At 48.1% G+C, this 12,483-nt stretch carries 8 protein-coding genes; 4 read left to right on the forward strand and 4 right to left on the reverse strand.

The features are described from left to right. Positions 1–14 precede the first annotated feature (14 nt). Complete coding sequence (locus tag FCN51_RS24675) at positions 15–794, forward strand: siderophore-interacting protein (protein ID WP_160257118.1); 780 nt, start codon at positions 15–17, stop codon at positions 792–794. A 151-nt stretch (positions 795–945) separates the two neighbouring features. Next, positions 946–2,454, forward strand: a complete 1,509-nt coding sequence (locus tag FCN51_RS24680) for an MDR family MFS transporter (protein WP_160257119.1) — start codon at positions 946–948, stop codon at positions 2,452–2,454. A gap of 53 nt (positions 2,455–2,507) precedes the next feature. Here the strand turns inward: FCN51_RS24680 and FCN51_RS24685 are convergent, their stop codons facing one another. Further along, on the reverse strand, positions 2,508–4,157 hold the full coding sequence (locus FCN51_RS24685) for a tannase/feruloyl esterase family alpha/beta hydrolase (RefSeq protein WP_160257120.1): 1,650 nt from the start codon (positions 4,155–4,157) through the stop codon (positions 2,508–2,510). Between the two features lie 158 nt (positions 4,158–4,315). Between FCN51_RS24685 and FCN51_RS24690 the strand changes: the two genes are divergently transcribed. Next, on the forward strand, positions 4,316–5,512 hold the full coding sequence (locus tag FCN51_RS24690; protein WP_160257121.1) for a DUF3500 domain-containing protein: 1,197 nt from the start codon (positions 4,316–4,318) through the stop codon (positions 5,510–5,512). Positions 5,513–5,535: 23 nt separating this feature from the next. Next, positions 5,536–6,054, forward strand: coding sequence for a hypothetical protein (locus FCN51_RS24695; protein WP_160257195.1), 519 nt, complete (start codon positions 5,536–5,538; stop codon positions 6,052–6,054). A gap of 84 nt (positions 6,055–6,138) precedes the next feature. Here FCN51_RS24695 and FCN51_RS24700 read toward each other — a convergent pair whose 3' ends face one another. The 3 genes from FCN51_RS24700 to FCN51_RS24710 all read right to left on the reverse strand — a co-directional run bounded on the left by FCN51_RS24700 (position 6,139) and on the right by FCN51_RS24710 (position 12,483). After that, positions 6,139–8,580, reverse strand: a complete 2,442-nt coding sequence (locus FCN51_RS24700; protein WP_160257122.1) for a TonB-dependent receptor — start codon at positions 8,578–8,580, stop codon at positions 6,139–6,141. Between the two features lie 267 nt (positions 8,581–8,847). Beyond that, a complete protein-coding gene (locus FCN51_RS24705; RefSeq protein ID WP_160257123.1) occupies positions 8,848–11,337 on the reverse strand; it encodes a phosphocholine-specific phospholipase C in 2,490 nt (829 codons plus the stop codon). A 30-nt stretch (positions 11,338–11,367) separates the two neighbouring features. Beyond that, positions 11,368–12,483 (reverse strand): purine nucleoside permease, encoded by a 1,116-nt coding sequence (locus FCN51_RS24710; protein WP_160257124.1) that lies wholly within the window; start codon positions 12,481–12,483, stop codon positions 11,368–11,370.

The raw sequence follows: 12,483 nt of genomic DNA on the forward strand, positions 1-12,483 counted from the left end.
CAGGATAAAATGGAATGACAACTCAGAATGTTTTTTCTGGTGCTCCCAATGCGCCAGAAATCCAGCGCGTGCGGCATGAGCTGCACCGTCGCTCCTTAGAGGTTGTAAAGGTAGAGCGCCTTACTCCGCATATGATCAGGGTGACTCTTGCAGGGCCAGATTTGGCAGGATTTGTCAGTGCGTCTCCTGATGATCATATTAAGATATTCATCCCTGGGTTGGATGGTACCCCAGTTCGTCGGGATTACACGCCGCGTAAATATGATTCAGAAGCAGGCACGCTGGTGTTGGATTTTGTGAATCATGAAGGAGGTCCTGCAGCGGCATGGGCGCGGGCAGCAAAAGTAGGTGACCATCTAGACATTGGTGGCCCAAAAGGGTCTCAAATTATTTCTGGAAATATCGCACATTGGCTCCTGATCGGGGATGAAACAGCTTTGCCGACCATTGGCCGCAGGGTTGAGGAACTTTCCGCTCCAAGCCAAGTAACAACAATTGTTGCTGTGCCAGGGCAGGAAGACGAACAGATATTCAAAACACCTGCGCAACATATAGCGCATTGGGTACATCGTCCCTTGGATAAAGCGGATGATGCACAAGGTATTGTGTCTGTTTTGGCAGGCATGGATATACCAGAGCGTACGTTCGTCTGGGTTGGCGCAGAAGCACGCGTTGCAAAAACAGTACGCCAATATCTTCTTGAAAAACGCGGTATTGCTGCGCAATGGATCAAAGCATCTGGCTATTGGGTTAAAGGGCAGGCAGATGCATCCGTTAAAGATGTGGGTGCATAAGGTAGAGGCCAAGGCATAAGTCGTAGATATTCATCCTGCTTATGTTACCAGCCAGACAATGGCTGAAGGCTTTAACAGGTTTTACATCATGGGCTGCTCATAATACCTGTTATCTTACTTATGATCTGTTTTGATAGTACAGGAACTTTACGTGCAGTCATCCTCTGCGGCGGAATCCTCATCTGCCTATTCTCCAACCACGCGTATCCTTGTGTTCATCGGTCTTATCATGACCATGATTATGGGGGCGCTTGACCAGAGTATTGTTTCAACGGCTCTACCCACCATTGTCAGCGATCTTGGTGGCTTGGCGCGTATGTCGTGGGTGGTTACGGCGTTTATGTTAACCTCCACCATTGCAACGCCCATGTATGGCAAGCTGTCTGACATGTTTGGCAGGCGGCCATTGCTGGCGTTTAGTATTGGGGCCTTTCTGTTTGCGTCGCTTCTGTGTGGTATCGCGCAGAACATGTGGCAGCTTATTTTGTTCAGAGGCTTGCAGGGGGTTGGGGCAGGTGGGCTGATGACCCTGTCGCAAACGGTTATTGGCGATATGGTAACGCCACAGCAACGCGGCCGTTACCAGGGGCTTTTTACCGGCGCTTTTGCTGTAAGCAGTGTTACGGGGCCATTTTTAGGCGGCGTGCTCACAAGCGCACTTTCATGGCGCTGGGTGTTTCTTGTTAACTTGCCCATTGGGTTGCTGGCTTTTGCGTTAATTATGTTCAGCCTGCCTGCGGGGCGGTCCGAAGCCAAACCTCAGATTGATTATCTGGGTGCTGGATTGCTGAGTATTGCAACAGCAGGCTTTCTGCTTCTGTTCAATTCTGTAGGCACATCTCTGGCCTGGACATCTCCGTTAACCTTTCTGCTCTTTGGTTTGAGCCTTGCTGTTTTTTATCTGTTTATCCGGCAGGAGAGGCAGGCCCCTGAACCACTTATAAATCTTGGGTTGTTGCGCATTGCTAATTTTTCCGTTTGCGTTGCTGCAACAGGTATTATGTCCTTCGCCATGATGGGATCACTGGTTTTTCTGCCATTATACTACCAGCTTGTTCTGGGGCAGACACCAGCAACTTCTGGCCTAATGATGTTGCCGCAAGTTGGTACTATGCTCGTGAGTTCCATATTGGGTGGGATAGTTTCCTCCAAAACGCAGCGTTACGAGCTTTTACTTGCGATAGGTGTGGGTATTGAGTTTTCAGCACTCAGTCTCATTGCATATTGTGCGCATCATGGTGCACCTCCTCTGTTCTTTCTCATCAGCCTTGGCTGTCTGGGGGTAGGTATGGGTATTGGCATGCCTAACGCTACCGTTATTATTCAGAACTCGGTGCCAAGTAATGCGCTGGGTATTGCCACGGCTATGATGTCTTTTATCCGTTCATTGGGCGGATCTTTGGGCGTGGCGCTATCTGGAGGGGTTATGGCGCTTACGCTGCAACACCGGCTGCAAGCCATAGCGGACAAGATTGATATTTCTGCGTTTCTGGAAAAAGGCATGGTGGCCATTCAAGCCCTTTCTCCAGCCATGCACGCACAGGTAACCGAAGCATATAAAGGTGCCATTAGTGCCAGCCTAAGCGTAAGCAGCAGCTTTATGTTTTTGGCATTTTTAATGATTGTTGGGCTGATGATACGGAAAGTCCGATCAAGCTAGAAAGCATTATAAACACACAGTAAGGCCCGGAATACACCGGGCCTTTTTTATGCTTATTTACTCTGGCTCTCAGGCGTAATGCAGGTAAAGCTGCTGGCGTCATCCATATTGCCATGTCCATCATACCGGGCAACTTTGGGCCAAGCACAAAGAGGGCGGGTGCGCACAACTTTGCCGTTGCTTACGCGGGAGGCCACAATTGCTTCAGGGGCCTGTTTGTTGCTCACCCAGTTATCAATGGCACCAAGCTTGCTGAATGTGTCACATCCTGCGCCACCGTAGCAATGGCCCATACCGGGAATGGTTATCAGCTTAACATCGTTCTGATATTCTGGCCCGGCATTATGCTGGAGAGACTGATAATAACCAGCCAACTGTTCAGGATTATGGCCATCATTCCAGCCAATATACATCAGCAGTCGACCACCATGTTGGAAGAACGGCGTGAGATTATCATCAACATGCAAAAGTGGGCCTACTTTGCGTGTGGCTTCCTCTATATCGGTATCCCATTTCAGGGTTGTCCAATCCCAATTGGGGTTTTGGAAGGCAGCGTATTTGAAGAGATCCAGCGCGACAGGAAAAGCTTTGCCATCGGCGGAAAAGCCGTCTTCGCTTCCTTTTGCAGGGCCAGGGAAAATCACTTCATGCGTTTGTGGGTTTACCGGGCCCTGATAGATGTTGTTGGCGGCCTGAACTTCATTTGCCGTCAGGCAGGATGAGGTATCATTCCCTTTGCACAAAAGCTGATCTGGCGTGAATGTGCACTTATCCGGCTCATCCAGAAAACCCTGTTTTTTGCCAACGGGAGAAGCACAGGCATTCATGACCGCTGTGTTTAACAGACGAAACTTATCGCGTGATACGCGCAAAGCCGGATTGTGATAGCTCATCCAGCCTGCCCAGAGTTGCTCGGCATTAAAGTTCACAATCGGGTTTGGGGGCGCGCCGGCAACAATGCCATCGTAATCTTCTGGGTATCTCTTTGCTTCAATCAGTCCTTCAAGGCCGCCAAGTGAACAGCCTATCCAGTAAGCATGGCTGGCAGGTTTTTTGTAAAACGCTTCAATCAGAGCTTTGGCTGTTATGGTCATTAAATGATCAGCGCGGTAAGCGTAATCAATCAGTTTTTCTGGGTGGCCAAGCGTAAAGCGCCCACCTTGGCCTTCCGGGGTAGAACTATCATGCCCGGTATCGGTGCTGGCCACGGCGTAACCTTCGCCCACACCTGTAGCCATGCCATAATACATGAGAGAGCCAGCCCAGCCAAAATTGCCAACGCCCAACAATTTACCATTCCAGCCTTTGAGGGGCAGCCAGACTTCCGTTCGGATCTGTGAATCAGCAGAGGGGTGCAGGGTAATCGCCACACGGCAGAAAGCCGGATTTGGGGCCTGCGTAGCGTGCCCCGCTACATTCATGCCCGGAGCAGACATAATGCGGCTGAGCTGATTTTGCGGCGGTTGCCATTTCCCAGCCTCCACAACTTCCACAGTGGTAAATGTTGCATTTGGCAGCGCCTGATGCGCGAGTTCTGCGCAGCTTGTGGCATGGGCCATGTGCGGCAGCATGAGTGCTGCCAGGGTGGCTCCCGTTACACAAAGGGAAAAACGGCGTGGGAGTGCCGTCAACAGCGCTGAAAGTGGTTGCGGATAAGGCATAAGAAAACCTGCAGAAAAAGTGACACAATAATATGGTGCCATGCGCTGGACAGCTTTTAAGCGGCACTCGCGTGGCGATGGATAACATTCTGGACGGGAATAGAGGCAAAAGGAAACCCTCTTGAGCCAAAATCACGGTCCATGCAGTGTTGATGGTAAAAGGCAATTATATTTGACCAAAGAGGCAAAGCAGAAAACGTATGCGAAAATTTTTTGGTATAGTAGGTGGATTGTTAAGCGTAATGCCTGCAATGGCGCAAACTTCTGCACCACCCGTATCGCCAGCTTTGGTGCGTGCGGATGAATCTGCAACAGCCCAGCAGACCTATGCCGTGGCTATGGCTGCGCAGTCTTTTCTGTCTACTCTAGATGCACAGAAACGTGCCGCTGTAGAGTTGCCTTTTACTGTGCAGAAGTCTGGCACACTTGCGCGTTTTCGGCGCAGTGCTCCAGATCAGCCTGTGCAGCCCGTAACAGATGCGCAAGCAAATCAACCAACAGTGCGGGGGCCGGGTATGGGGCCACCAGGTGGTTTTATTGGTGAACGCTATGGTGCATCAGTATGGTCCAACTTTCCGGTCAGTGATGTGCTGCGCCCCGGTTTGCAAATGGGGCAGCTCACAGCCATTCAGCATACAGCCGCGCTGCATTTATTGCAGACAGTTCTAAGCCCTAAAGGTTACCAGAAGGTGCTGGATATTATGGGGGCCGATCAGGCATTGGCCGATAGCGGAACACCGTTTGCTTCTGGCAAGGCGGTTTACACCATGGCTATTTTTGGTGACCCATCAGAAACAAAGCCGTGGATGATTCAGTTTGGTGGGCATCATCTCGGCTTGAATATTGTTATTGATGGTGGGCATGGGGTGATGACACCCACCTTAACAGGTGCACAGCCCGCTGTTTATACAGCCAATGGCAAAGTGGTGCGTGTTCTGGCTGGGGAGAACGACCGTGCTTTTGCGCTTCTGGATGCGCTGGATGTAAAGCAACGTCAGCAAGCTATTTTACCCTACAAAGTAGAAGATCTGGTGCAGGGGCCGGGCCATGATGGTGAAACCATTGTTCCCGAGGGCATAAAAGGCTCTGCTCTTACAAGCGCCCAAAAAGAACTGCTTATGGCGGTGATTGGAGAATGGGCAGGCATTATTAATGATACCTATGCGGCACCTCGGCTGAAGGAGATCAGGGAAGACCTGAACGATACATGGTTTGCCTGGAGCGGCCCAACAACACATGCGCCTGACCGCAACGGCTCATCCTATTATCGTATTCAGGGGCCACGGCTGCTGATTGAGTTTTCACCTCAAGGGGTAGGGGATGACCCGACCATGCATGTGCACACGGTATATCGTGATCCTACCAATAGTTATGGCAGCCGGTACACAGCGCAGTGAAACCAAAAGTCTCTTTTTTGCTTATGCTGGTAGGGCTAACAGCTTTTGTGGCTCCGGCATGGGCGCATCGTCTGGATGAGTATTTGCAGGCCACAGTTATTGATGTCTCGCGGCAAGAGATAGATGTTGCTTTGCGCCTGACGCCGGGAGTAGATGTGGCATCTCAAGTTCTGAATCAAATTGATGCAAATGGAGATGGTGGTCTCTCTGCGCAGGAACAGCAGAAATATGCGCAATACGCCATAAGCCAGCTGTCTTTAACGTTGGATGGCACATCTCTTTCTATCAAGCTGAAGGACTATGTATTTCCGAGTGTTGAAGAATTACGTGCAGGAAGTGGCACGATAAGTTTGCACCTTAGGGCGCAGGCTGTTTTCAAGCCCGGCAGACACAAATTGAGATATAGTAATCAGGGGTCAGGAGCATATACCGTTTATTTGGTGAATGCGCTGCTTCCGCATGATCACACCATTCACATACAGAGCCAAAAACGCTCGCCCAATCAGGCTGTTTATGATCTGGACTTTACTGTTGATCAGTAGGTTTTTTGTAAAAAGGGATATCCTGCGTTTTTAGGTGCATAGCGGAAAATTTCGGCAGGATATCCCAAGTATTATAAGCAGGTTTTAAAAGTCTACGCTTGCTCCACCCATAACCATAAAGGGTGCAGCAATTGAAAAGGTGCTGCTTCCGCTTTTAATGCTGGTGCCATACATGCCGGTAGTAGCCAGAGCATTGGCGGCGGTGCCATTTACATAGCCCAAGTAATGTCTGTCTGTAATGTTACGCAGGTTTAGCTTGAGTGTTGGAGACTTGAAAGCTCCCATATCTGGAAAACGATACCCAACATTGATGTTCATGGTCAGATAACCGGGAATGTGCTGATCATTCACAAAAGTTGAATACTGTTTGGCAACGTATTTCAGGCTGTATCCACCAAATAGATGCCCATCATCGTAATCAAGATTAAGGGCAAATTGATATTTGGGTGTCTGGGGCGCAAATTTACCTTTGCTGAAAACAAAATCTCCCCCGCTGCCTGCGGCAACATTACTATCTGTACGCGCATTTATGTATTCGGCTGAAAAATACGGGCGGATATGGTACAGAATGGGACGGGTGCCAATTTCAAAATCAACACCATCAGCATGAGAATTCCCGCCATTAAAACTGCGGCTATAATAATTGCCGTTCGGCATAACAACGGTTTGCTGATAAAGACGGTTGGTGAAGTTGTAATGGAAATACGAAACAGAGCTCATTACCGTTGGGCCCTGATACCGCCATCCAAATTCTTCTGAAATTGAGATTTCCGGCTTCATATTCGCATTAGCGCGCGTAGAATATCCCACACCAGGCGTGAAAGTTCCTGAATCATACAGGGATGTATTCATCGGAATACGGAAGTTTGTGGTGGAAGAAGCAAAAAGCTGGTTTTCATCATTAATTTTGTAGCGAATAGAAGCAGCCGGCAAAGGTTGTTGCCAGGAACCGTTTATGTATGGGCCAGTGGATGTATCTGGCAGAAAGTTATGGCCTTGGCGGTTTACTACGGCATATTTCAGGCCAGCTTCCAGGTTAAGGCGGTTATTAAGCAAGGAAATGCTATCTACAATAAACATAGTATGGATGCGCGTTTGTGTGAGCGTATCACGATACTGGGCCGTTACCCCATTGGAAAGAATAAGGTTTTGGCCACCACCTAGCAAATCATCCGGTTTGCCTGTCTCATTATCAACCAGGCTAAATGGGCCAGTCTGAAGCTGCTTTGAATACTCAAACCAATACCCAACAGTCAGCCGGTTAATGCCTGTGTGTAAGGTAAGTTTGGTGACAGAGCCCGGGCGGTAAGTTTGGGTGTTGGACGGATTATACAGCAGCAAAGATGAGGTGTTAGAAGCATTATATGGGCCAATGGAACCGGTAAGTGTTTCATTCCCGTATTGCTGAGATGTCAGACTTTCATTGTATGCGCCGCCACCATTACCATTGCCGTACCAAAAATAAGGTGTTTCCGTTAAGGTAAGATGGTCTGTAAGCGTAAAGGTAGAAGGGGCGCTCGCATAAATGTTGGTGAATGGATTACGGTGCAATTGGTAGTAGTTTTTGCTAGGGTTTTTGGGGTCCCATTTTGATTCATAGGCATTATGAATGCCCTGTTGCTGCCATGTATCCATATAAGTGGTGGGGAACAAAACGCCGGTGGACTGGTTGCCAACCAGAGAGAAGGACACAATGTTACCTTGTCCCCATTCACTCATCCATTTTGTTTCACCGTGCATTTTATTCTGACCACCTGGGCCACGCCAGGAATGTTCAGTTGCATCGGAAAATGAAACAAAGCCTTTTACATTTGTATTGCCAACGTAACCTGTATCCAGGCGTCCAAAAATACGGCGTGCATTATAATTGCCGTAAGAACCTACAATTTCGCCGCCCAGTTTATCCTTGGGGTTGCGCAAATACATGTTCACGGCACCCCCAGTAGCATTAAGGTGAGGGCTATCCAGATCTGCAGAACCCTGTTCTACATTGATGGTTCTTAAATTTTCCGGATCAACAATTTCCTGCGGATAAACAGCATAGTTGCCGATATCGTTAATGGGGAAGCCTTCAAGTTCAAAACCAATCTGGTTTTCTGTTAGGCCACGCATGCTCATATGCCCACCCGAAAGTCCCATTGGGTCTGTGGATGTGGTGTTTACGCCGGGCAGAGATTCAATAAGCTGCATGGGGTTTAGGCCGGCAGCCTGTTTTGCAATATATTCCGCCGTAACAGTAGAGCGAGATTTAGGGGCATCTTCCTTAATCATAAGGCCGCCACCTACAGCACGGTGGCGCCCACCATGCACTTCCAGTTTTTCTGCGGCCTGATCTGTTGGGGCCGTAGCTCCCATCATGGAGGGAAGTGTGACAGTAGGTTTTTTTGACGCTGCTTTTGTGTGCTGAGATGCCTTTACTGTAGAGGTTTCTGCCTTGGCTGTAGGAATATTTGCTTCCCATGCATAGGGAATGGCAATTCCGACAAGCGTCGTGCACACGAGAGACTTTCGGAAGCAGGAAGGCATAGAAAGACCTTTTAGTGAATTGAAGACCAGTTGTTGAGAACAGGCCTGTTTCTAAATGGTATTGATGAGGTTTTGGTGTGAAGGTTTTGTTATTTGTATTTTTAATATGTAATATAATATAAACAGTTTAATGTAATTGTTTTGTAACTTTATATACGTATAAAGTTATTCATGCTTTTTGAATTTTTATAAAAAATTAAGGGCGTTTGCATGACTGAATATGCAAACGCCCAGAGATATTATTCTGTATAGAATAATGAACTATATTTATTTTATAAGCCCCATTGATGGATCTGTAATGCTATGGTGCCCATTATCAACATGACCAGCAAAAACATAAGAAAACTCAGGTTCCTTAGGTGTTGTCAGCGTTAAATCATACCACATGCTGGAGTGCGCAAGAGATATTTCCTGCTTAATGCTACCGTGGGCAGGAACGTGCAGAACATGCAAAGATGGATGCTCCGGCACATTACAGTGAACTTCTAACGGATCGTGACCCATGTTTTTTAGGCAGAGAAGAACGCTTTCCTTGCCGGATGGCATATATTTACATTCTGTCAAAAGCTTTATGCCGTTCTTACGCCCGGTGAATTTGCGGTAGAAACCATTGGGTGCATGCACGGATACATCGTAAATATTGTTTTCAGATAAACCACTATCAACATTTACAGCCATATTATCCCCAGCAGCTACAGCGTAGGTGCTGGACCGCATACCGCCTTCTTGTGGCATGTTGTGGATGTAAACATTAAAAGGTGCGCCAGATGAAAGATGTTTGTGCACTTTGGTGCCCGCTTGCAGATGTAAGGATACGGTATGCCCATCTGCGCTTAAGCCGCCATCACAATACAGTTCATAGGGCAGGGCACAGGCAGGCCGTGTTCCTGGTTCTTGTTTTACATACTGCTGTATCTGGCTAGGATTGTTTTTGATCTGCGTAATTTCTGTTTCTTCAAGAGATTTAAATCCACTGGGCATAGGCCGGTAGCGTGCATCTTCAATAATTTCCAGATGCTTGTCTCTTTCAATAAAAGGAAGCTGTGGGGCAGCGCCATCATAGGGGCGGAAGCAGGATGTTAGGTCTCCACTAATGGCACGGCGCCATGGAGAAATATTGGTTTCGGTAATCTTTTTACCAAATTTGCCTTCAATAAACTTTTCAAGAAACTGCAGAGTAGAACTATGCTCGAACAGTTGAGAATTAACCCACCCGCCGCGGCTCCATGGAGATGCAATAATCATGGGAACCCGGAATCCCAGACCAATAGGGCCACTACGGGCCAATGCTGGCGGCACTCCCATAACTTCTTCATCTTTGGCGTAAGTGTATTCCAGGCCATCAGGCCCAATGCTGGGGGAGGATTTACCAGTTTCTGGGCGTTTAGGGTCTGGCGCGGTGAAGGAGCAGCAATGGTCAAAATAGCCATCATTTTCATCATAAGTCATAATGAAAATGGTTTTTTTCCAGACTTCCGGATTTTCAGTAAGAATATCCATAACTTCAGATACAAACCATGCACCATACCAAGGTGAAGCTGGGTGATCAGAAAAATGTTCCGGCGCAGCTAACCACGAAACAGTGGGGAGTTGGCCGTCTTTCACATCCTTACGGAATTGGTAAAGGATATCCCCTTTGGGGGCATCCATGTGGCGTGTGTTGGAGCCATCTGAAAATGTCAGTGTTTCAAGTGTTCTATAATTTTTGTCTGCTTTGTTGGTTACAAAAGCACGTTCAAACAGGCTGCGTTCTGCCGGAGTAAGTTGTTCCACCGTTTTTGTAGCAGAATCGCGGCGGCGTTTCAGAACAGCCAACAAGGCATTGGCTTCAGCCAATTGCTCCTCTCGTTTTTCTGAAACAAGTCTTTCTTCTGTCTGAAGTTTTTCAATATGTTTGGAACAGGCCTTTATGCGTTCATCCACCCATTCATGAAATCTGGGGTTTGCTGATGTATTGTATTTTTCAAAGCATTCCAGAATGTTCAGTGCAAAGTTGGAAAGCCAGGCCCGTTCTTTTTCGTCTAGGCCGCCAACCTGATCTGTTTCATTCTGATAGACTTTCCATGAAACACCAATTTGTTCCAACCTTTCAGGAAAGGTTGTCCATGTCAGGCCGGATTTAAGAATTTCCGGGTTACGCATGTAAACGGTTGAATCAGTGCTTTGTTTGTCACGCACTGTTCCTGTCCAGAACACCAAGCGGTTCGGACAGGTGCTGGTCATCACCCCACAGTAATTTTGGTCACAAACAGTAAAAGCATCTGCTAATGCGTAGTAAAAAGGAAGGTCTTCTCGTGTATAATATCCCATAGTCATGGGGTAATTTTCGTATTTTTTGTAATGAGACTTTTTAACGTCTACCCACCGATCATGGTGTCCGTTGTTCCACGCATCAACCTGACTTTCGCGCGAGTGGGGGATAGAGCCCATCCATGTAATGCGTGTATCATGGATATTCAGGCGCCAAGGCACATAGGTCTGCCCTTCTGTGCTGGACTGCACAAATACCGGGTTGCCGTTGGGCTGCCGCATTGCCCGTGGGTCGTTAAACCCACGAACACCTTGCAATGTGCCGTATAAATGATCGAACGAACGGTTTTCCTGCATCAGAATAACAATATGTTCTGCATCCTGATATGTCGTTCCTGGATCAGGAGAAATCGCAAATGCGCGGCTAATGGCGGAAGGCAGCATGCCTGCCGAACCAGCCGCTCCAGAAAGGAACGCATATTTCAGAAAATTACGACGTGTCGTCATGTCTCGATCCTGTCAGATACGTAAAAACGTCTAATGAGAGGGAATGGTATTTTCGTAATGGTCCCAGTGTGTTGCTATTTCTTTTACAACAACACTTCCTGCCTGATACGCGGCATCCAAGGCAGGTAGAAAACCAGAAAAACCAGATTCTTCAGTTTCAGCCTTGAGTAAATCTGCCGCAGTCTGTCCCGGCGGGGGCATGTCAAAATTGCTGCCAGCGCGTAAAACCAGAATACGGTTCATATCAACACGGCCAGCACGTGCTTGCAGGGAAAACGCCTGAAGCATGCCAATTTCTTCTTCTGCCGTGGTTGCAAAAGTGCCTTGGTTCTCTGTCCAATATTTTACCCAGCGTTCTGCCCACGCATTCATGCGCTTGCCAACCCAGAAGGTTTCAGACGCCAAGGTATCTCCCACCATGACCTGTGGAGGCATTTGTGCGTGTGAGTATCCCTTGTAGCGGCGACGGTTGGCTTGCAGAGCAGGCGTATCCATTAAGGGCAGTGAGCGCGTAAGTTGGTATGCCCATGCAACCAAATTGGGGTTAAGCGTATAAACCATATCACCCCACTGGGAATGTAGAGCGGGGAGGGGATGGATATTTGGGCCAGCACCTTGAATGGGCACCAGTTCATCTTGCCAGTCTTTGGGCATTTCACGGGCATCAATCATATGGGCCAAGCCGCCATTTACGGCGTATCGCGCCCATACGGCAGATCCGGCGGAGCCAAAATTGGGGTTTATGCCGCCAATACCGGCCAGAATAAAATAGGCTTTGCGTAGGTCAAACCTTGGATCAAGCACAAGGCCTGTCATGGCAGAGGCCATATGTTCCGGGCCTTCTCCTGCAACAATTCCCAGAACCTGAAGGTTTGGATTATAGCGCATAACGCCATGATCTGTCGCAGGGGCAGAAATTTCCTGATTAAGGGGCAGTTTTTCTACCCAATTCTGAAATTCGCCGGGCGTATCGCCTGTATCCTGACCGAGTTCAAAAGTGGTTACAACAACCACCCTAACCGGAATTTTCTGTTCCTCTGCTTTTGCTGGTACAATCGTTCCCAGAAAAGAAGCGAGTAGAGAAAACGTAATTCCAGCAGAAATTAACGAACGGATACCATGTTTGTTAGGAAAAGAGTTGTGCAT

Source organism: Acetobacter pasteurianus (genome assembly GCF_009914215.2).
Lineage (GTDB): Bacteria > Pseudomonadota > Alphaproteobacteria > Acetobacterales > Acetobacteraceae > Acetobacter > Acetobacter pasteurianus.